The sequence below is a fragment of the Protofrankia sp. BMG5.30 genome (assembly GCF_001983005.1).
In the GTDB taxonomy this organism is placed as follows: domain Bacteria; phylum Actinomycetota; class Actinomycetes; order Frankiales; family Frankiaceae; genus Protofrankia; species Protofrankia coriariae.
This window is the reverse complement of sequence record NZ_MOME01000003.1, coordinates 20304-42178: the sequence shown is the minus strand read 5'-3', so window position 1 is coordinate 42178 and position 21875 is coordinate 20304. Positions and strand designations below refer to the sequence as shown.

The window sequence follows — 21875 nt, the reverse complement described above, 5'->3', positions numbered from 1 at the left end:
GTCCGGGCTCCGCGCGTCCGCCGGGTTCTGACGGGACTGACAGGTGCGACGGGCTGACCGACCCGACGAACCAGCGATCATGCCGGCTGTTCGGCATCCCGGAACGCCGGGCTGGCCCGGACCGGGCTGGTCCGGGCCGGGGTCGTCAGGCCGACTCGGCTCGCTGCTCGATCCGGTCGTCCTGCCTGCCGGTGAGGTTCGCCTCCACGGCCGGTGAGCCGACGGGACGGCCGCGATCGTCGCGCCGCCGGCGGCGTCGGCGCCGCCGGGGAGCCGGCCCGGTCACCGCGGTGCCGTCCGCACCGGAGCCCGGAGCGGCAGAATCGTGGTCCACGATGCCGTGGTCCACGATGTTGGGCTCCACGATGCCGGGTTCAACGATGTCGGGTTCAACGATGTCGGGTTCCACGATGTCGGCAGCCACGATGGAATCCGAGCCGGTGTCCGGCGCCGTCGGATGCAGCGGAGCGGGCTCCAGGAACAGGGCGGCCCTGCTGGCCGCCGGCCGTATCCGCCCGCTGGTCCCGGCCGGCCGCGGTTCGGCCACGGACGGCCCGCCAGCCGGTGCGCCGGGAAGTTCCACGGACGCTGCCGGGGACAGGGCTGGGACCGCGTCGGCCGGGGCTGGACGAGCCGGCCGAGTGAGTGCCGGCCGAGTGGATGCCGGCTGTTGCGCGGGCGCGTCCGCGTGAGCCGCCGGCTGCGCGTCGGTGGGCTCGTCGGCGGGGACCACGGTCACCGCCGCCACCGCGGCGCCGCCCCCACGGGTACGGCGCCTGGTCCGGGTCGTGCGGGCGGCGGGGGGCCGACCGGCCGACGGCTCGGCGCGGATGGCGTCCGGCCGGTCACCGGCCCGGCCTGACCGCCGGCGCTTCGGACGCCCGGTCTCCCCGAGGTCCTCGACCTCCTCGGCGGCGAGCCCGGCCCGGGTACGGGACGCCTGCGGCAGCACCCCGCGGACGTCCGCGGGGATGGACAGGGCCTCGAACAGGTGCGGGGATGTCGAGTAGGTCTCGACCGGGGTGTCGAAGGGCAGGCCCAGCGCCTGGTTGACCAGGGACCACCGCGGTATGTCGTCCCAGTCGACGAAGGTCACCGCCACCCCGCTGCCGCCGGCTCGGCCGGTGCGGCCGACGCGGTGCAGGTAGACGTTCTCGTCCTCGGGGCACTGGTAGTTGACCACGTGGGTCACCCCGCCGATGTCGATACCACGGGCGGCGACGTCGGTGGCGACCAGCACATCGATCTTGCCGGACCGGAACGCCCGCAGCGCCTGCTCCCGCTGGCCCTGGCCGATGTCCCCGTGGACGGCCGCGGCTGCGAAACCACGCCCGGTCAGGTCGTCGGCGACCCGGTCGGCGGTACGACGGGTCCGGACGAAGACGATGGCCAGCCCTCGGCCCTCGGCCTGCAGAACCCGGGCCAGCACCTCGATCTTGTCCAGCGCGTGCGCGCGGAAGACGTGCTGGCTGATGTCCGGCACCGTGCGGCCCTCGTCGGGGTGCTCCGCGGTGACGTGCACCGGCCGCCGCATGAACCGGCGGGCCAGCGAGATCACCGGCGGCGGCATCGTTGCGGAGAACAGCAGCGTCTGGCGGATGTCCGGAAGCTGGGCGAGGATGCGCTCGACGTCCGGCAGGAAGCCCAGGTCGAGCATTTCGTCGGCCTCGTCGAGGACGAGCATGCGCACCGCCGTCAGCACGAGGGCGTTCTGGCGGGCCAGGTCGAGCAGCCTGCCGGGGGTGCCGACGACGATGTCCACGCCGGCGCGCAGGCTTGCCAGCTGCGGCTCGTAGGCACGGCCGCCGTAGACCGGCAGCACCCGCAGACCGCGGCCCGAGCCGGCACGGTCGATGTCGGCGGTGACCTGCAGGCACAGCTCGCGGGTGGGAACGACCACGAGCGCCTGCGGCTGCCCGCTGGCGCCCTCGTCACGGCTGGTCGCCTGCTGCGCGAGCGGGATGCCGAAGGCGAGCGTCTTGCCGGTGCCGGTGCGGGCCTGCCCGATGATGTCGGACCCGGCCAGCGCCAGCGGAAGCGTCAGTTCCTGGATGGGGAAGGGGGAGAGGATGCCCTTGGCGCGCAGGGCCTCGACGATCTCTTCACGGACGCCGAGGTCGGCGAAGCCGGGCGCCGGTGTCGTGGCCGGCGCCGTCGGGGCCCCCGTCTCGCCGGTGTCCGGGTGCCCCGTGGGATCTGTGGGGTCATCGTGTCGGTGTGTTGTGGTTTCGGCTGAAACGGACAGCGGGATACTCCTGGTCTGCTAGAGGGCCGGAGACGGCGCGATCGTCCTTCGTTCACGCCATCGAGGCCCAGGTCCCCGAGTCGCTATGAGCGGGATCCGACGCTGCACCCGCTCACGACATCTACCGGCGGGGTCCGCTGACCCGGAGTGGGGCGACGCCCGCGCGGGCCGGAAGTGGTCTTGGCAGCTCCCGGCTAATGATAAGGATAACCTGTGGGCTGCTCTCCGAGACATGTTCCGACACGATGACCTTCGGCAGGGTGCTGCGGCCCATTCCGTCAGATGCCGCAAGTGCCTGTGCCGTAAGGTGTCCCGGTCCTGCTTCCGGTCGGTGTATATCGGGGCGGTTCGCCATGAGGACGAGGCTGAGGTGATCCGATATGACGGACAGTACGGGTACCGGYCGGGTCGGCTTTCCGGCGCCGTCGATCGGCGGGGACGACGCAGGCGGTGAGGCCGGCGGGGCCGGCACGGCACGCGGCCCCGATCCGGAGGGCCGAAAATGGTCCGATCATGATTCGGCCGTACCAGGGGCCCGGGCCCACGGGGTGGCCACCGACGCGCCCGAGCCGCACCGTGACGCGCAGGCTCGTGACGCGCAGGCTCGTGACGTTCAGGCTCGTGACGCCGTCCGCGCGGGCATACCGGACATCGCTGTCGTGGATCTGTTGGGACTGCTCGCCTTCGGCGAACTGACCGCGTTCGAGCGGCTGGCCACGGACGCGCGGATGGCTCCCACCCTGACCGACAAGATCGCRCTGGCCGGCATTGCAGCCGCCGAGTTCGCGCACTTCGAGGAGGTTCGTGCCCATCTGCTGGGGGTGGGGGTCGACCCGGTGCGGGCCATGGAGCCGTTCGTGTCGCCGCTGACGAACTTCCACAACCTCACCGCGCCTGCCGACTGGCTGGAAAGCCTGGTCAAGGTGTATGTCGGGGACAGCATCGCCGCGGACTTCTACCGCGAGATCGCCACCGTGCTCGATCCCGACGTGCGTGCGCTGGTCCTCGACGTCCTCGCCGACACCGGCCATGCCGCGTTCGCGGTGGGGCGGGTCCGGGCTGCGATCGAGGCCGATCCGACCGTGGCCGGCCGGCTCGCGCTGTGGGCCCGGCGGCTGGTGGGGGAGGCGCTGACCGAGGCACAGCGGGTCGCGGTGGAGCGCAGCGCGCTCGCCGCCCTGCTGAACGGGATAGGCGACCTGACAGCGCTGGCGGAGCTGTTCAACCGGATCACCCTCGCGCACACGGCACGGATGGACGCACTCGGCCTGTCGACCTGAGACAGCCCGGGCCCGGGTCGGGGCCGGGCGGCCGAAACCGACCCGACCCGACCCGGGTAGCCGGCATCCGACTACCTTTTGTTCCGACTACCTTTTGTGTTGTGTCGGGCGTTCCGGGTTACCGGAGGGTGCTGTCGCCGTCAGAGCGCGCCGAAACCGACCCGGCGTGTCTCGGATTCGGCGATCTCGACGTAGGCCAGCTTCCCGATCGGGATGACGACCCGCCGGCCCTTCTCGTCCACGAGTGTGAGCAGCCCCAGATCCGACCTGATCGCGTCGGTGACCGCCTGGGCCACGTCGTCCGGCGACTGGCCGCTCTCAATGATCAGTTCGCGCCCGACGTTCTGGATCCCGATCTTGACCTCCACCAGTGATGACCTCCGTGTTCGTCAGGTGTGCCGTCCAGGTTCCTGGTGACGTCCGGCGGTGGGAGAAGAGCGAGGGTCTCGCCGTCTTCGGCCGGCTAGGTCACCATAGGGCCTACGGCGCGGGGCGTGGGACGCGGCCGGGTCATGTTCGCTGGAGGCGTCAGGGTCCGCTGAAGACCTCAGGGTCCGTTGGAGACGTCAGGGTCCGCTGGAGGCGTCACCGTCACCGGTGATTTCCCGGGCCGGTGCCGGGTCGGTGCCGGTGGTGCGGCGCGGGTATCCGGCAAGCCCCCGCCAGGCCAGCTCGACCATGGTCGCGACGGCCTGCTCCTTCGAGACCGCCCCGCCGGTGACCAGCCACCAGCGGGCGCCGGTCTCGGCGAGGCCCACCAGCCCGATCGAGAGCAGTTCGGCCTCGGCCGGGCCGACGCCGGTGTCCGCGGCGATGACGTCCGCGATGGCGTTGGCGCACTCGGTGAAACTGTTCTCCACCCGCTTGCGGACGGCGGGTTCGCTGCGCAGGTCGGACTCGAGAACGAGCTGGTAGGCGCCGCTGGGGTCGTCGACGAAGTCGAAGTAGGCCGCGATCGACCGAGCGATCCGGGTATGGTTGTCGGTGGTGGACGCAAGCGCCCGCTGCACGCTGGAGACGAGGGCGTGGGCCTGCTCGTCCAGCAGCGCCAGATAGAGCTCGAGCTTTCCGGGAAAGTGCTGGTAGAGGACGGGCTTGCTGACGCCCGCGCGTTCGGCGATCTCGTCCATCGCCGCGGCGTGATAGCCCTGGGCAACGAAAACTTCACGGGCCGCTCCCAGCAGCTGGAAGCGGCGAGCGGTGCGCGGCAGCCGGGCGGTCTTGCCTGAACGCGGTTGCGGCGCGGCCGGCTCGGCGCTCACCGGCGCACCTCCTTTGATCGGTCGAGCCTCGGTGCCGGCTCGGCGGCTGCCTGTGCCGGGCGTGGTGCCCGTCCGGATGCCCGGGCTGGGCGTCGCGCCCGGCCGGGACCCGACCTGTGGTGCTTTGTCATGTTATGTGAACATAAGATGAGCACTCGGATCTGGGCGGGACCTGAGTACGGGATCCGGGGTACAGGATCTGGGATACGGGATCTGGAACAGGGGATCTGAGCGTCTGTGGATGTGGGTACCAGGCGGGGGTGAACCCGCTGGTGGCTCACCGTACCTTTCCTGCCCGGCCCCGTCCTGACTGATCCCGGCCTGGCTGATTCCCGGGCCCGCCTGAGGAACCGCGGGCAGGGTGATCATCCTTCTCCCGTGCGGGCGTGCCCGCGCCGGCGGGCCGCACCGAGCGGGYCCGTCGGCGCCGGCACGTCACCGTTGGATCAGGGGGATATCAGGGGTCCGCGTGAACCGGGGCTCACGCGGGGCTCACGCGGGCTCGCCCGGGTCAGGCCCGCTTCACCGGTACTCGTCCTCGTCGACGTCGACGACGATCTGCTGCTCCGCGGCGTCGTACTCGTCGACCTCCAGCGACGACGGCCACGATGCCGTGAGCGGCAGCGAATCGCGCGTCAGGACCTCGCGCGCCTGCTCCGCGGCGTCCGCGTCGGGCACGTCGGGACGGTCGAGAACGTCATGCACGTCGAGCGGAAGATCCGTCGGTGAGGTCATGGCTTTCTCCTGTCAGCGCCTACGGACTGTGATCCTCTGTACTCTTGCGTTGGCCCTACCGCCGTTTTGGAACCTTCCACCTGTGCGCCGGGTGTACCTGCCGAAGTGGCAAAAAGATCGMCGTGTTCTTCGACTCGGTCCGGCACGTCGCCCACCATGAATACCAGCTCATCCGGCCGTGGGCAGGCAACGGCCCGGTCGTGCGGCGACCAGGCTAGAAACTGTCGGTGTGTTAGTGCGTACGGAGAGTGCGCAGAGTGTGGAATTGCGTCGCGATCGTCGTGCGGTGGTTCCGGGGTCGGCGTCACCGCGTCAGATGCTGGACGCGACGGCCGGCTTCGCCGGGTGCCGCGGCGGCGCTGGCTGGCCGGCGGTCCGGCGGGTGGAAGTCGTTCCGGGAGGTCCCCGGGGCGGACCGACGCCCGAGTGCTCCGCATCGTGGCGCCCGGTGCCCGGGCGCTCTGCCCCGGGTGTGCGTCCGTCCGCGATTCGTTCGTCCACGATTCGTTCGTCTTTTGTGCTCACACGGCTTCCGCACCCTCCATCGTTGGGAGACCATTGGGTAAGGAGTGTGTCCGCTGACTGCGGAGCGCGGCCCGCCGGGCCGTACCCGTCAGCGCGGACATCTGATCCGGCGCTGTCGTGATCCGGTGCTGCCACCGCCGCGGTATGCCGGTCGGGACAACCCATGAACATGCTCAAACTCACAGTAAGGGGCGGKCATGCGGTCGATCTGGAAAGGCGCGATCTCCTTCGGTCTCGTCCGGATTCCGGTCCGGCTCTACCCGGCCACCGAGGACCGGGACGTCTCCTTCCACCAGGTCAGGCGGTGGGACGGGTCCCGCATCCGCTACAAGCGGGTCGCGGCGGCGGACGGGGCCGAAGTGCCCTACTCGGAGGTCGCCAAAGGCTACGAACTGCCGTCCGGGGAGACCGTCGTGCTCACCGACGACGACTTCGCGAACCTGCCGCTGCCCACCTCCCACACGATCGACGTGCTGGAGTTCGTCCCGCTGGCGCAGGTCGACCCGATCTACTACGCCAGGAGCTACTACATCGAGCCCGACCGGGGCGGGGTCAGGTCGTACGTGCTCCTGCGCGACGCGCTCGGCCGCTCCGGCCGGGTCGCGCTCGTCAAGATCGCCCTGCGGCAGCGGGAGCAGCTCGCGACCCTGCGGATACGCGGCGACGTGCTCGTCCTGTCGACGATGGTCTGGCCGGACGAGGTGCGCCGGCCGGACTTCCCGTTCCTGGACGAGGAGGTGAACGTCGGCCCGCAGGAACTGGTCATGGCGCAGACGCTGATCGAGTCGTTGTCCGACGACTTCGACCCGACCCCCTACACCGACGGCTACCGGCAGGCCCTGCAGGCCGTCATCGACGCGAAGGTGTCGGGTAGCGACGTGGTGACCCCGCCGGTCGAGGGCGAGACGGCCACCTCCGCGGACGATCTGGTGGCCGTCCTCGCCGCCAGCGTGGCCCAGGCCCACCGCGGCCGGCAGCCCACCGGCGCCGGCCGGGGCACCGGCCCCGCCGCGCCCGCCGCTCGCCCAGCCGTGTCCGGTACGGACGGAGGCGCTGCGGACGGGGTCGGCACGGACGGCGCGGGGGTGGACGGCGCCGCCGGCAACGGCAACGGCAACGGCCGACAGGGTGCACGCAACGGGAAGAGGGCCGGCGGGCCCAGAGCCGGGGCCGCGGGCCGCCGGTAGCGCCACCGCGGGTCGGAGCCGGGCCAGGCCGGTGGCTGACGGGCCGCGGGCGAGCCGGACGGCCGGCGTGGCGAGCCCGGAGCATGGTGGGCGCGGGTCGCGGAAGCTTCCGCGCGCTGGCGGCGTTGTCGACATCAGCCCACGATCCAGGTGTGTCGTGCTCACGTCGCCGGCGTCCGGCCGCCGGCAGAAATCTTCGTCAGTGGATCGCCTGCAGGGATCTTCGTCGGCGGTCCGCCGATGGTGGCCTCTGTCGGTGGATCGCCGATGATGGCATGGCGTCCCTGCGAGGATGGGACGACAGGGTAGCCGGACGTACGGATGCCAGCGCTGTAACCGCGAGGAGAGATCGTGTCACTGCCGCCTCTGGTCGAGCCAGCGGCCGACCTGACCATCGACGAGGTCCGCCGGTACTCCCGACATCTGATCATTCCGGATGTCGCCATGGACGGCCAGAAGCGGCTGAAGAACGCGAAGGTGCTCGCCGTCGGCGCCGGCGGGCTCGGCTCGCCGACCCTGCTGTACCTGGCCGCCGCCGGGGTGGGCACGCTCGGCATCGTCGAGTTCGACACCGTGGACGAGTCCAACCTGCAGCGTCAGATCATCCACGGGCAGTCCGACGTGGGGCGGTCCAAGGCGGAGTCGGCCCGGGACGCCATCCGCGAGACCAACCCGCACGTCAACGTCATCCTGCACGAGACCCGGCTGGACACCTCCAACGTCACGGAGATCTTCAGCCAGTACGACCTGATCGTGGACGGGACGGACAACTTCGCCACCCGCTACCTGGTCAACGACGCCAGCGTGCTGCTCGGCAAGCCGTACGTGTGGRGGTCGATCTACCGGTTCGACGGGCAGGCGAGCGTGTTCTRGGCCGAGCACGGCCCGTGCTACCGCTGCCTCTACCCGGAGCCGCCCCCGCCCGGCATGGTGCCCTCCTGYGCCGAGGGCGGCGTGCTCGGCGTGCTGTGCGCGTCGATCGGGGCGATCCAGGCCACCGAGGCGATCAAGATCCTGACCGGGATCGGCGAGCCGCTGGTCGGGCGGCTGACGGTCTACGACGCCCTGGAGCTGAGCTACCGCACCATCAGGGTCCGCAAGGACCCGGAGTGCCGGCTGTGCGGCAAGAACCCGACCATCACCGAGCTGATCGACTACGACGCGTTCTGCGGGGTCGTCTCGGACGAGRCCGAGCGGGCCGCCGTCGGCTCGACGATCCTGGCCACCGAGCTCAAGGACTGGCTGGACCGGGGCGAGCCGATCGAGCTGGTCGACGTGCGGGAACCGGCGGAGTGGGAGATCGTGCGCATCCCGGGGGCGCGCCTGATCCCCAAGGGCGAACTGCCGGCGCACCTGTCCGAACTGCCGCAGGACCGCCGGGTCGTCGTCTAMTGCAAGAGCGGGGTGCGCTCGGCCGAGGCGCTGGCGACGTTGAAGGGGGCGGGGTTCTCCTCGGCGGTGCACGTCCAGGGCGGGGTGACCGCCTGGGCGAACCAGGTCGACAAGTCCCTGCCCGTCTACTGAACCGTTGGACCGTGTCCGGGTGGCCGCGGACCCGTTCCGCGACCATTCGGACACACGGTGTGATTCGTGCGAATTTGTCATCGTGTACGTTTTTCGACCCTGGACGCGTGGCTGACGACAAACTCGCGGCGATCTTCTTTGCTGGTCGGTACGTCGTCGACGTGGGCCATCGGCTACACGGCTATACGGCTACGTATGGTTGTACGACTGGTGCTCCTGGTCGTGTCGGGGAGGTTGGATGCCAGCGGATGCCCGCCGGGCCGGGCGGCGGCATGAGCCGCCGCTGAGCGTGTCCGCGGGGCTGGCCACCCGGATCAGCGTCGGCGGCCGGCCGAGCCCGTACGCGATGACCGTCCTCGAGGCGATCACGCGAATTCCCCGCGGCAAGGTGATGACCTACGGTGATGTCGCCGAATACGTGGGCGCGGGCACCGGCCGGACGGTCGGCGCCGTGCTCAGCCGGCACGGGTATGACGACGACGTGCCCTGGCACCGGGTGATCCGCTCCACCGGCGAGCCGAATCCCACCGCCCCGGTCGAGGCACTGCGGCGGCTCGCCGCCGACGGCACCGCGCTGCGTCCCGGCGGCGAGCGGGTGGACCTGGCCGTGGCCCGCTGGGATGGCCGGCCAACCGGCTGACGACGGCCCCCGCCGACCGCATACCGCCGTCGGCGGCGCTACCTGACCTGCTTCTTTCCGTCTGCTTCCAGCCGCCTGTTTCCAGCCGCCCGTTTCCACCGTCCCGGCCCGTTGTCGGGACGGCGCGGGACGCCGGCCGGCCGGTTGACGGCGCGACCCGAGCAGCCTGCCCAGCCCGATAGCCGTACCGGCGGGTTCGTCCGGTTCTGTCGACGGGACCGGCGTTTTGGTGACGGCCTATCCGGGTTTGTCGGTGGGGCGTGGTGTGCTCTACGCCGTGACAGCTCAGCGGGACGGCGCCGAAGCCGGCGGGGCCGCCGAAGTTGGTGGGGCCAGTGGAACTGTCGCCGGGACCGGCGGGGCCGTGGCCGGGGGCGGTGGCCCGGCCGCCTACCGGCTTGTGCGGACTCCGACGCAGCCGGTGCGGCCGCCCGTCCTCGACACCGACCAGCGCCGGGTGGTCGACCACGCCGGGGGCCCGCTGCTCGTCCTCGCCGGGCCCGGCACGGGCAAGACGACCACGATCGTCGAGGCGGTGGCCCGGCGGGTGCGCGACGGGCTCGACCCGGCGGCGATCCTCGTGCTCACCTTCAGCCGGCGTGCCGCGCGGGAGCTGCGGGAGCGCATCACCTGGCGGCTGGGGGCCGCGGTCGGTGTCCCGCTTGCCTGGACGTTCCACGCCTGGTGCTACGCGCTGCTGCGGCTGTACCGGCCCGACCCGCTCGGCGTCCCGCCGCGACTGCTGTCCGGGCCCGAGCAGGACGCCCAGCTGCGCGACCTGCTCGCCGGCACGCGGGAGGTCGGCCGCCCCCGGTGGCCGGCGGCCCTGGCGGGCTGCCTGACCACCCGCGGGTTCGCCGAGGAGGCGCGCGCGATGCTCGCCCGCGCCCGGGATGTCGGTCTCGACCCGGACGCGCTGGCCCGGCTGGCCCGTGACACCGGCCGGGCGGACTGGGCGGCGATGGCGACCTTCTACGCCGACTATCTCGACGCTCTCGACCACGTGGGTGCCATCGACTATCCCGAACTGGTGCAGCGGGCGGCCCTCGTCGCCGAAAGCGATGATGTCGGGGCACAGCTGCGTCGCCGCTACCAGGCTGTGTTCGTCGACGAGTACCAGGACACCGATCCGGCGCAGGAACGGCTGCTGCGCGCTGTCGCCGGCGGTGGCGCCGACCTCGTCGTCGTCGGCGACCCGGACCAGTCGATCTACGGTTTCCGGGGGGCGGAGGTCCGTGGCCTGCTGGAGTTCCCGGCCCGTTTCCCCCGCGCCGACGGGCGCGCGGCCGACGTCGTCACCCTGCGGCGCTGCCGTCGGCTGGGCCCGGTCGCGCTCGCGGTCAGCCGGGAGGTCGCCCGGCGCATCCCCGCCACCGGCCTGCCCGCCGGGCATCTGCGCGCCCACCGGGAGCTGGTCGCCGCCGGCCCGCCCGTCGCCGAACGGGTGGAGGCACGCACGTACACGACCACCGGCGCCCAGGCCGAGGGCATCGCGGACCTGCTGCGCCGGGAGCATCTGGGCAACGGCACCCCGTGGGAGCGGATGGCGGTCCTGGTCCGCAGCGCGACCCGGTCGATGCTGCTGCTGCGCCGGATGCTCGTCGCCGGTGGGGTGCCGGTCGAGGTGGCCGGCGACGAGCTGCCACCGGCCCGCGACGGCACGGTCGCCCCGCTGCTGCTCGCCCTGCGCTGCGTCGACGGCCCACCGGACGAGCTGACCGCGCAGGCGGCCCACACTCTGCTGACGAGCCCGCTGGGCGGGGCCGACCCGGGCGCGCTGCGGGCGCTGGGCAGGGCGCTGCGCGCGGCCGAACGGGTGGCGATCGCCGCCGGCGCCGCTGCCATCGCGCGCACGGACGGGGCCGGCCGCCTGTCCGGTCTGCCGGCCGAGGCCGCGGCGCCGGCTGACCGGGCGGGCGGGCCTGCGGTGCCGGCGTCGTCGGCGGAACTGCTCCGGCAGGCGGTCGTGGATCCCGACCGGGCCCTGCTGATGGTGGAGGAACGCCTCGCCGGCCCGGCCCGGCGGCTGGGTGAGCTGCTGCGCTCGGCGCGTGCGGTGCGGGCCGCCGGCGGCACGTCCGAGGACGTCCTGTGGGTGCTGTGGTCCGGCAGCGGCTGGCCGCGGCGGCTGGAACGCGCCTCGGCCGCCGGGGGAGCTGCCGGCCGGGCGGCCGACCGCGACCTCGACGCCGTGGTCGCGCTGTTCGCCGCTGTCGGCCGGGCCAGTGACCGGCATGGGCCGGGCACCGGCATCGGCCCGGTGCTCGACGAGCTGGAACAGCAGCAGATCGCCGGTGACGTGCTCACCGAGCGCCCGGCGCGGCCGGATGTGGTCCGGCTGCTGACCGCCCACCGCAGCAAGGGCCTGGAATGGGACGTGGTGGTCGTCTGCGGCGTCCAGGACGGGGAGTGGCCGGACCTGCGGACCCGCTGTTCGCTGCTGGAGGCCGAACGGCTGGAGCGCCCCGAGCTCGGCGGCGTGCGGGAGCCGGTGACCCGGGCCGAACTGCTCGCCGACGAACGCCGGCTGTTCTACGTGGCGCTGACCAGGGCGCGCCGACGTCTCGTCGTCACCGCGGTCGACTCCGCCGAGGACCAGGGGACGAGCCCGAGCCGGTTCTTCCACGAGCTGGCCGAGGCCGAGCGGCTCGGCGTCGTGGTGACGCGGGGGCGTTCCCGGCCGGCGCGTCCGCTCACGCTGCCGTCGGCGGTCGCGGCGCTGCGCCGGGCCGCGGTCGACCCGGAGTCGACACCGGCCATGCGGCAGGCGGCCGCGGCCCGGCTTGCGCGGCTGGCCGCCGCCGTCGACGACGCCGGCCGGCCGCTCGTCCCCGCGGCCCGTCCCGGCCGCTGGTGGGGGCTGGTCGAGGTGACCTCCGGCGAGGTGCCGGTGGTCGCGCCGGAGGCCCCCGTCCGGCTGTCGGGGTCGTCGCTGTCGGGGCTCGTGACGTGCCCGACGCGCTGGTTCCTCGAACATGAGGCGCATGCGCAGGGCACCAGCAACGCCGAGATGGGTTTCGGCAAGGTCGTGCACGCGCTGGCCGACGAGGTGGCCACCGGGCGGACCCCGCCCGACCTGGGCGCTCTCGACACCCGGCTGGACCGGGTGTGGCGTCACCTCGGCTACGAGGCGCAGTGGCGCTCCGAGCAGCAGCGCGCGGCGGCGCGCCAGGCCCTGGCCCGGTTCCTGGTGTGGCATGCCGCGGCCCGCGGGCGGCGGCTGGTGGCCAGCGAGGTCCCGTTCTCCTGTGACCTGGCGGTGGGCGGGCGGACGGTCCGGCTGCGCGGCTTCGTCGACCGTATCGAGCTCGACGACGCCGGCCGGGTGCACGTCGTGGACTTCAAGACCGGCCGCACGGCGCCGTCCGGCACGGACGTGGCCCGGCATCCGCAGCTGGGCACCTACCAGCTGGCCGTCCGCGGCGGGGCGGTGGCGTCCGCCGGGCCGGGATCCGGCGCTGAGCCCGGCGGGGCGGAACTGGTGCACCTGCGCCTGGACGCCGGGCCGGACCCGGCACCGGACGACCCGCCATCGGATGCCACCGGACCGGACGTCACCGGACCGAATGCCACCGGACCGAATGCTACGAAGGCGGGTGCCGCTGGGGCGGGTGCTGCGGATGGGCGGCGGCCGGCTCGGGCGCCGAAGGTGCAGCGGCAGCCTGCCCTGCCGCCGGACGGCCCCACCTGGATGGACGATCTTCTCGTGGACGCCGTCGAGCTCATCGCCGCGGAACGCTTCCCGCCTCGTCCCGGCCCGGACTGCTCGATGTGCGCGTTCCGCCGCTGCTGCCCGGCCCAGGACGACGGACGACAGGTGATCACTTGACAGCGAGTGGTGATCGTCTGACCGTGGGTGCGGCGCCCCGGCCGGCTGGCGGCAGCCCCCGCCCCGGCGAGGGGCCACCGCCCGGTGGCGGCCTGGGCGCCGGAGGTGCTCCGCGTCCCGAGGGCGGCCCCCACGCTGGGGGCGGCCCGCCGGCGCCCCCAGCGCCGCTGGTCCCGCTGGTCCCGGAGGACCTGCGTGACCTGCTCGGGGTGCCGTTCACCGGCGAGCAGATCGCCGCGGCGACGGCTCCGCTGGAGCCCGGTGTGATCGTTGCCGGTGCCGGTTCGGGCAAGACGTCGGTGATGGCCGCGCGGGTCGTCTGGCTGGTCGCGACCGGCCAGGTCGCGCCCGGGGACGTGCTCGGCCTCACCTTCACCACCAAGGCCGCGGGCGAGCTGACCGACCGGATCCGCCGGGGCCTGGCGAAGGCGGGCCCGGTCGGCACCGCCGACGGCCCCCGGGGCGTTCCTCCCGGCCAGCGTGAGGCCGGCGTGCCGGCCACACCGGGCGCGGGCCACGGGGCGTGGGGCACGCTGCCCGGTCAGCGAGGAGCCGGCCTGATCTCCGGCCCGCGGGAAGACGATCCGGCCGGCCACCGGGAACCGGCCGGCCACCAGGAAGACGGCGCGCCCCAGCCGTCCCCGGGCGGGGACAGCGACGTCGACGGTGAACCGGCCGTGTCCACCTACCACTCGTTCGCGAAACGGCTGATCACGGACCATGCGCTGCGGCTGGGCGTCGAACCGGGATTCCGGCTGCTCGCTGACGCCACCCGCTTCCAGCTCGCCAGCCGGGTGCTGCGCCAGCACCGCGGGCCGGTCGAGGCGTTGACCCGGCCGATGTCGATGCTCACCGGTGATCTCGTCTCGCTCGAGGCGGAGCTCAGCGAGCATCTCGTCGACCCGGACGCCCTCGCCGCCTTCGAGCTGGACCGGCTCGCGGAGCTCGAAGCCGCGATCGCCGCCGGCCGCCGTGTCGCGCGCAACAGAGGCCATGTCGACATCCTCGGCCGGATGGTCATGGCCGCCCGCGCCCGCCGGGAACTCGCCGCCATGGTGGCCGAGTACCGGCAGGCCAAACAGGAGCTGGAGGTCATCGACTTCGGCGACCTGGTGACCCTCGCCGTCCGGCTGGCGGACAGCGTGCCCGAGGTCGGCGCGCTGGAACGCGCCCGGGCCAGAGTCGTGCTCCTGGACGAATATCAGGACACCTCCGTGGCGCAGCGGCGGATGCTCGCCGGCCTGTTCGGCGGCGGCCATCCGGTGACCGCCGTCGGTGACCCCTGCCAGGCGATCTACGGCTGGCGGGGGGCGTCGGTGGCGAACCTCGACGGGTTCCCGGCGCACTTCCGCCGCCGTGACGGCGAGCCGGCGCGGGTGTACGAGCTGACGGTCAACCAGCGCAGCGGCGGCCGGCTGCTGAGCCTGGCGAACACGGTCGCGGCGACCCTGCGGGCCCGCCATCACGTCGCGCGACTGCGTCCTCGGCCGGATGTCGCCGAGCACGGCACGACGGTGGTGGCGCTGCATCCGACCTGGGCGGGCGAGGTCCGCTGGGTCGCGGCGACGCTGCGGGAGATCGTCGACGCCGGGCGGGCCAGACCGGGGGAGTGCGCGGTGCTGGTACGGGCGCGCTCCGACGTGCCCGCGCTGTACGCGGCCCTGCTGGCGGCGGGGCTGCCGGTGGAGGTCGTCGGGCTCGGCGGCCTGCTGAGCCTGCCGGAGGTCGCCGACGTCGTCGCGACCCTGGAGGTGCTGGACGACCCCACCGCCAACGCCGCGCTGGTCCGGCTGCTGACCGGGCCACGGGTACGTCTGGACCGGCGGGATCTCGCGGCGCTCGGGCGCGCGGCGCGGGCGGCCGTCCGGGTGGGGACGGACCGTGCCGCCGTCCTCGACCAGCCGGCGCCCGGCCAGCAGGCGTCCCGACAGCCGCAAAGCTCCGCCGGTCACGCCGGTCACGATGGCGGTGCCGGCTATGGCGACGGTGCCGGTCACGGCGGCCACGACGGCGCCGGCCCGGCCGGCCCGGCCGGCCCGCTCAGCTCACTCGACCCGCTCGACGAAGCCGTGACCGGGATCGACCCCTGTGACGTGGTCGCGCTCGCGGACGTGCTCGACGATCCCGGCGACGAGGTCTCGCCCGCCGGCCGGGCGCGGCTGCGGATGCTCGCCGGGGAGCTGCGCCACCTGCGCGCCCACGTCGACGAGCCGCTGCTGGACGTCATCCACCGGGTTGTCGAGGTCACCGGGCTGGATGTGGAGCTGGCAGCGAGCCCCGAGGCGGTCACGGCCCGCCGCCGGGACAACCTCGCCGCCTTCGTCGACGTCGCGGCGAACTTCGAGGGCCTGGACAACGACGGCTCGGTGCGCTCCTTCCTGGCCTTCCTGCGGGCCGCGCGGGAGCACGAGCGCGGTCTGGACGCGACCAGCCCGTCCGGTGCGGACGCCGTCCAGCTCATGACCGTCCACAAGTCCAAGGGGCTGGAGTGGGAGGTCGTGGCCGTGCCGAATCTCAGCCGCAAGGTCTTCCCCGTCACGACGGTCCGGTCGAAGTGGACCACGGTGGCCTCGGTGCTCCCGACACCGCTGCGCGGGGACGCCGACGACCTGCCGGCGCTGCGCGGTCATGACAAGGCCGCGCTCGCCGACTTCACCGCGGAGTGCGACGCCTACCTGGAGCGGGAGGAGCGCCGGCTCGGCTATGTCGCGTTCACCCGGGCGAAGTCGCTGCTGCTCGGCAGCGGCCACTGGTGGGGGCCGTCGCAGCGCCGGCCCCGCGGGCCGTCGGCGTTCCTCGACGAACTCCACGATCATGCCCATGCCGGTGGCGGCCGGGTCGCGCTGTGGGCGCCCCCGCCGTCCGAGGGTGAGACGAATCCGCAGCTTGCGGGCATGGACGACCTGGACTGGCCGCTGCCCTACGAACCGGTCGCCTTTGCCCGCCGGCAGGCCGTCGCGCGGGATGTCGGCGGGTATCTGGCCGCGCTCACCGCCGGCCGTCCGCTTCCCGACGACGACCACGAGCGGATGACCCCGGCGGAACGGCAGATGCTCACCGAACTGGACGCCGACGTCGAGCTGCTGCTGGCCGAGGCCCGCCGGGCCCGGCGGGTCGTCCGCGAGGTGGAGCTGCCCCGCGCGCTCACCGCCTCCCAGGTGGTGCGGCTGCGGGCCGACCCGGCGGGGCTGGCCCGTGATCTCGCCCGTCCGATGCCGCGACCGCCGGTGCCGCAGGCCCGCCGGGGCACGGCGTTCCACTCCTGGGTGGAGGGGATGTTCGAGCAGACCCCGCTGATCGACCTTGACGACCTGCCGGGGGCGGCGGACGAGGGCGTCGACGACGCCGATACCGCGGATGCCGCGGCGCTGCGGGAGGCGTTCCTGGCCAGCCCGTACGGCCAGCGCAGCCCGTTCGCGGTGGAGGCACCGTTCGAGCTGCTGATCGGCGGCCGGGCGGTCCGGGGCCGCATCGACGCGGTGTACGACCTCGGCGACGGCCGGTGGGAGGTGGTCGACTGGAAGACCGGGCGCCGCCAGGCGGACGCGACGCAGCTCGCGGTCTACCGGCTGGCGTGGGCGCGGCTGCGCGGCGTCGCGCTGGACGCGGTGGACGCGGCGTTCCTGTACGTCCGCTCCGGCGAGGTCGTCCGCCCGAAACTGCTCTCCGAGCCCGAACTCGAAGCCCTCCTCGCCACCTCATGACCGGGTTCCGACCTCCCGGCCTCGGTGCCGGCCAGCTTCCGTCCGCCTTGGCTCGCCTGCTGACGGGGGCTGGTAGTCATGCCGGCCGAGGGTGGGCGTCGTGCGGGTCGGTTCGTCGTCCGTGGCCGGGCCGCTGACCCGGCCCGGGTCGCCGTCGGTGGCGATGGCCGGTCATGTCGGCACTCGGCGGCGGGAGCTGCCCGATTGTGGCGTTACAGTACGTGCAGGTGTGTCGCGTCCTGTCGCTGACCGGCAACGGGATGGCAACGGGATGAGCGTCGTGTCCACCGCGGGGGGAGCGGAGCATGGTGTGGGCGTCGAGACCAGTGGGCGGGATGTCGGCCCGGTGGGCCGCCCGTCCCGGCCTGTCATGTCGCTGCGCCTCGGCGTGTTCCGGCCTGTCGGACTCTGGTCGTCCGTCGGGTGCCGACCCGCGGGGCAGTGAAGGCGTGGCTACGGCAGCCGCCGACGGGACGCGCGGCTCGAAGTGAGCCGTGGCCCCAGGAGCCGTAACCCCAGGATCGCGGTGCCTGTGGTGCTGGTCGCCGCGCTCGTCATCGTCGGGTTACGCGTTCTCACCCGTCCCTCGGTATCCGCACCCGACGTTCAGAGGCCGTCGCCGCTACCCGCGTACTCCGGAACCTGCGCGACCATCGTGGTCGCTGCCAGCGCGGATTCCTTTGCCCTGCTCACCGATCTGGCCGGGGAATACACGAGACAGACCAACTGCGCCAGGGTCAGCGTCCTGCCGGAGGATTCCGGCGACGTCGAACAGGCGCTCGCCCGGGGATGGGACGAGCGGGTCGACGGGGTTTTCCCGGACGTGTGGCTGCCGGCCGCCTCGAGCTGGGTGGAGCTTGCTCACGAGCATACGCCGGCGCTCGTCCCGCCGCCCGCGTCCGTGCCGAGTATCGCCAAGACGCCGCTGGTCATCGCCATGCCCGTGCCGATGGCCCAGGCGCTGGGATGGCCGAAACATCCGGTCGGCTGGTCCGAGCTGCGTGCGCTCGCCCGCGACCCGCGGGGCTGGGGCCGATACGGCCACGCGGAATGGGGGCCGTTCCGGATGGGGAAGACCAATCCCACGGTGTCCACCTCCGGCCTGCACGCCACCGTGGCCGCGTTCGCCGCCGCCGGCGGCCACACCGCGGCGTTGACGGCGGCGGACGTCGACGACCCGCGGGCCCAGGAGTACGTCCGCGACCTCGAGTATTCCGCGGTCCACTACGGGACCATTGTGCAGACGTTCCTGGATAATCTTCAGAAAGCCGACGACGCGGGCGACGCCCTGGGCTACGTCTCCGCGGCCGCGGTCCCGGAGAAATCCGTCTGGGGGTACAACCGGGGTGATCTGAGGTCGACGTCGTCGACCGCGCCTCCCGCTCATCTCCCGCCGCGGGTGAAGCTCGCGGCCATCCATCCCCGGGAAGGCACGCTTTACGCGGACCAGCCGTACGTCGTGCTCGCCGGGAACCGGACGGACGAGGCGAAGCAGGCGGTCGCCTCGCATTTCCTGCGCTATCTTCTGTCGGAGCCGGTGCAGGAGCGGTTCCGGGACGTGGCTTTCCGGGACGCGCGCGGTGCGGCCGGTCCGGTGATAAAAGACGACCCGCTCCTCACCGTCGGCTCGCCGAAGGCTCTTCCGGTGCCGCCGGCGGCGGTGCTGGACCGCGTCACGAACGCCTGGCTGTCGGCGTTGCGGAAGCGTGCCCGCGTACTCGTCCTGCTGGACGTCTCCGGTTCGATGAACAACATCGTGCCGGGTACCGGACAGACCAGGCTGCAGCTCGCTAAGCAGGCCACCCGGCAGGCCCTCGAGCTGTTCGCCCCCGACGACGACGTCGGCCTGTGGACCTTCACCACGGCCTCCGACGGGCGTCCCGTCCACGAGGAGGTCGCGCCGATCGCGGCGATCGGCCCGCGGCTCGCCGGCCTGAAGAACCGGATCGACCATCTGGCGACCGGTAACGACACCCCGCTGTACCAGGTCACGGACGACGCGGTCAGGCAGGTACGGGACACCTACGATCCGGACCGGATCAACGCCGTCGTACTGGTGACCGACGGCAGGCAGGATCCCCCGGACGACGCCGCGCTGCTCCGCCTGCGCGGCACCCTCACGGCGGACGCCGCGCGGCAGGCTCCGGTGCGGGTGTTCTCCATCGGCTACGCCGAAGCCGACGAGGCGGCTCTGAAAAGCATCTCCGACGACAGCCAGGGAAGTTACTATCCCGCCAGCGACCCGGCCACGATAGAAAAAGTACTCCGCGGCGTCGTGTCGAACTTCTAGCCGGCGAAGGATAATGCGATTATTTTTCTTCCGTGCCCGGGGTTCCCGCCGCAGCCGGGGTCTGGAAACCGGTCCGGCAGGCCCGGGGATTCCGACGTCCCGGGCCTGCCGGACCGCTGAAAGGTACGAGATGCAGGGCATGGGTGCGAAGGCCGGCGGCGGGGGCGCGCGCGTCCCGTGGCGGGTGGTCCTTCCTGCGCTGGGCGCCGGCTATTTCTGGCTGCTGTTATGGGCGGGCCGGGTTCTTCCCGCGGCCACCGCGCTGTGGGGCGGCGGGATCACCGTGGTCTCGGCGGCCGCGGTGACGCTGGCGGCCCGCGTGCTTTTCGCCCGCCGCGGGCGCGCGGGAGGCTCGTCGGCGTCCTCACCGTCGCGGGGCGGTCCGGCTGCCCGGACACCGCCGATCATCGGGGCATCACCGTTGCCGGAGACTCAGCCGCGCGTGCCGGCCCCAACCGCCGGCACCGAGATCGCCGCCGTGTCCTCCGTCCCGTCACCTGCCGGATCATCCACCGGCCTGGCGGCGCCGGTGCCTGCCGGGTCGTCCGCCGGGGCCGCCGGCTCGCCATCCGCCGGGTCATCCGCCGGGGCCACGGTCACGGTGTCCGCCGGACCGTCCGCTGAGGCTGCCGCGACGGTACCTGCCGGGGCGGCAGCCGGGATTACCAGTGTGCTGTCCCCCGAAACGCAACCGTCTCCCGCACCGTCATCCCTCCCGCCGACACCGCCGCCGGAAACCGGTGGGGAAACGATGACGGCTGTCGTGCCGCCGGACGAGGGCCAGGTACCCGCGGGCGGGCAGCATCCCGTCCGTGACCGGGTTTTTGTCAGCTACAGCCATCAGGACCGGGCCTGGCTCGAACGTCTGCAGGTTCATCTCCGCCCCCTCGAACGCACCAGAAAGATAGATTTATGGGCGGACACCAGACTGCATGCCGGGGACGACTGGAGAAAGGAGATAAACGCTGTTCTGGACCGGGCGAAGGTGGCGATTCTGCTGGTAACGGCCGATTTTCTCGCTTCTGACTTCATTGCGAACGAGGAACTGCCTCCCCTGCTGGACGCCGCCGCGAACCGTGGCTGCCGCATAATTCCCGTCATCATCAAGCCGAGCCTCTTCGCGCATACGCCGGCGCTTGCCCGCTTCCAGGCGATCAACCCGCCTGACCGGCCGCTGAGCACCATGTCGGAGCACGAGCGGGAGGACGTGCTGTTCCGCGTTGCCCTGACCCTGATGAACGACGGCCATGAATGCTGAAAGCGGTAAGAAAATGGCGGATCCGTCATGCTCGCGACGAATTTTATGGGACCCGCCGCGTGGCCGCCGACACCGGCCGGCGGGGCCGCCGTGACCTGTCCAACCGGAAAAGCGCGGGGACAAACGGCCGCTGCGGCGGCCGTTTGTCCCCGCGCTTTCGTGATTCGACCGTGATCTGACGTGTGGCTGCCGCTACGTGACGGTGGCCCGCACGGTCACCCGGTTGTCCCGCGCATCGCTCCCACGCGGGGCAGGGTCAGTTGATACCGATTGCCCTGCGTACCTGGTCCAGGGTGGGTACCGCTCGCTTGCGGGCCTTTTCCGCTCCCGCGGCCAGGAGCGCGTCCAGTTCGCTGCCCGGTGCCATCAGGGCGTCGTAACGTTCGCGTAGCGGGCCGAGCTGCGTGTTGAGGATGTCGAACAGCTGGTTTTTCAGCTCGCCCCAACCCATGCCACCGGCCTGCAGGCGTCGCCGTGTGTCAGCGGTGATCTCCGGGGATGCAAACTGCTCCAGGATCTGGAAGACGTTGGAGCTGTCCGGGTCCTTGGGGTCCTCCACCGGAGTGGAATCGGTCGGAATGCGGCGCACGAGTTTCTTCAGTTGCGACTCGCTGCAGAACAAAGGGATCGTGTTGTCGTACGATTTGCTCATCTTTCGACCGTCCAGGCCCGGCAGCGTGCGACCGGTCTCGGCTTCGGGAACGATCGCCTGTGGGACCTTGAGCTTGAAGCTGTCTCCGTAGACATGGTTGAACGAGCCCGCGATGTCGGCGGCGATCTCCACGTGCTGCATCTGGTCACGCCCGACCGGTACCACATCGGTACCCATGATCAGGATGTCGACCGCCATGAGAACCGGGTAGTTGTACAGTCCCATGTTGATCCCGGCATCGAGGTCCGCCTTACCTGCTTCCTGGTTGCGGTCCCGCGCCGCCTTGTAGGCGTGCGCCCGGTTCATCAGCCCCTTACCGGTCAGGCAGCTGAGGATCCAGGCCAGTTCCGGGATCTCGGGGATGTCCGACTGCCGATAGAAGACCACCTGGTCCGGGTCGAGGCCGGCGGCGATCCACGTCGCGGCCACCGAGCGGGTGTAGTGCCGCAGCAATGCGGGATCGCGAACAGTGGTCAGCGCGTGGTAGTCCGCGATGAAGTACATCGCCTCGTACTCCTCGGCGAGCCGCAACGCCGGTTTGATGGCGCCGACATAGTTGCCGAGGTGCGGTTCACCGGTCGGCTTGATTCCCGTCAGGGAAATTTTGACTGGGGATGCGGACATCAACCTCACATCTTCTCCGGGCTGCCCTCAGAATACAGCTCGTGGTGAGCGTCGGCCGTGACGCCCGTCGCCGGGTCGTGTGAGGTGGCCGGCGGGCGATCCGACGAGCTTCCGACGAGC

General features: G+C 72.3%; 14 protein-coding genes. 8 read left to right on the top strand and 6 right to left on the bottom strand.

Features of this window, described 5'->3' with window-relative positions; genetic code table 11:
* Positions 1-145: 145 nt before the first annotated feature.
* On the bottom strand, positions 146-2098 hold the full coding sequence (locus tag BL254_RS00555) for a DEAD/DEAH box helicase (protein ID WP_254857666.1): 1953 nt from the start codon (positions 2096-2098) through the stop codon (positions 146-148).
* 695 nt (positions 2099-2793) lie between these two features.
* Between BL254_RS00555 and BL254_RS00550 the strand changes: the two genes are divergently transcribed.
* Positions 2794-3525 carry a ferritin-like fold-containing protein gene (locus BL254_RS00550; RefSeq protein WP_371389715.1) on the top strand — a complete coding sequence of 244 codons (732 nt, stop codon included), beginning with the start codon at positions 2794-2796 and terminating at the stop codon, positions 3523-3525.
* A gap of 140 nt (positions 3526-3665) precedes the next feature.
* Here BL254_RS00550 and BL254_RS00545 read toward each other — a convergent pair whose 3' ends face one another.
* From BL254_RS00545 to BL254_RS00535, 3 genes are all read right to left on the bottom strand, one after another.
* Positions 3666-3893, bottom strand: a complete 228-nt coding sequence (locus BL254_RS00545) for a DUF3107 domain-containing protein (RefSeq protein ID WP_013872385.1) — start codon at positions 3891-3893, stop codon at positions 3666-3668.
* A gap of 198 nt (positions 3894-4091) precedes the next feature.
* Complete coding sequence (locus tag BL254_RS00540; RefSeq protein ID WP_047221138.1) at positions 4092-4787, bottom strand: TetR/AcrR family transcriptional regulator; 696 nt, start codon at positions 4785-4787, stop codon at positions 4092-4094.
* Positions 4788-5309: 522 nt separating this feature from the next.
* Positions 5310-5522 (bottom strand): hypothetical protein, encoded by a 213-nt coding sequence (locus BL254_RS00535; RefSeq protein WP_047221137.1) that lies wholly within the window; start codon positions 5520-5522, stop codon positions 5310-5312.
* A gap of 722 nt (positions 5523-6244) precedes the next feature.
* Between BL254_RS00535 and BL254_RS00530 the strand changes: the two genes are divergently transcribed.
* The 6 genes from BL254_RS00530 (at position 6245) to BL254_RS00505 (ending at position 19221) form a co-directional block, all read left to right on the top strand.
* The gene (locus tag BL254_RS00530; RefSeq protein WP_047221136.1) at positions 6245-7234 is read left to right on the top strand and encodes a Ku protein; all 990 of its coding nucleotides are present in this window, start codon (positions 6245-6247) and stop codon (positions 7232-7234) included.
* A 351-nt stretch (positions 7235-7585) separates the two neighbouring features.
* Positions 7586-8758 (top strand): adenylyltransferase/sulfurtransferase MoeZ, encoded by a 1173-nt coding sequence (gene moeZ / locus BL254_RS00525; protein ID WP_076842211.1) that lies wholly within the window; start codon positions 7586-7588, stop codon positions 8756-8758.
* A 238-nt stretch (positions 8759-8996) separates the two neighbouring features.
* Positions 8997-9398 carry an MGMT family protein gene (locus BL254_RS00520; protein ID WP_076842210.1) on the top strand — a complete coding sequence of 134 codons (402 nt, stop codon included), beginning with the start codon at positions 8997-8999 and terminating at the stop codon, positions 9396-9398.
* Between the two features lie 364 nt (positions 9399-9762).
* The gene (locus BL254_RS00515) at positions 9763-13227 is read left to right on the top strand and encodes an ATP-dependent DNA helicase (protein ID WP_076842226.1); all 3465 of its coding nucleotides are present in this window, start codon (positions 9763-9765) and stop codon (positions 13225-13227) included.
* Positions 13224-16931 carry an ATP-dependent DNA helicase gene (locus BL254_RS00510; RefSeq protein WP_076842209.1) on the top strand — a complete coding sequence of 1236 codons (3708 nt, stop codon included), beginning with the start codon at positions 13224-13226 and terminating at the stop codon, positions 16929-16931. The genes BL254_RS00515 and BL254_RS00510 overlap by 4 nt, the downstream gene beginning before the upstream one ends.
* Positions 16932-17457: 526 nt before the next feature.
* Positions 17458-19221, top strand: a complete 1764-nt coding sequence (locus BL254_RS00505) for a substrate-binding and VWA domain-containing protein (RefSeq protein WP_162233146.1) — start codon at positions 17458-17460, stop codon at positions 19219-19221.
* Positions 19222-19431: 210 nt separating this feature from the next.
* Here the strand turns inward: BL254_RS00505 and BL254_RS26695 are convergent, their stop codons facing one another.
* Complete coding sequence (locus BL254_RS26695) at positions 19432-19629, bottom strand: hypothetical protein (RefSeq protein WP_157180331.1); 198 nt, start codon at positions 19627-19629, stop codon at positions 19432-19434.
* A gap of 343 nt (positions 19630-19972) precedes the next feature.
* Between BL254_RS26695 and BL254_RS26690 the strand changes: the two genes are divergently transcribed.
* Complete coding sequence (locus BL254_RS26690; RefSeq protein WP_047221255.1) at positions 19973-20479, top strand: toll/interleukin-1 receptor domain-containing protein; 507 nt, start codon at positions 19973-19975, stop codon at positions 20477-20479.
* A 256-nt stretch (positions 20480-20735) separates the two neighbouring features.
* Here the strand turns inward: BL254_RS26690 and BL254_RS00495 are convergent, their stop codons facing one another.
* A complete protein-coding gene (locus BL254_RS00495) occupies positions 20736-21755 on the bottom strand; it encodes a tryptophan--tRNA ligase (protein ID WP_047221132.1) in 1020 nt (339 codons plus the stop codon).
* Between the last annotated feature and the right edge of the window lie 120 nt (positions 21756-21875).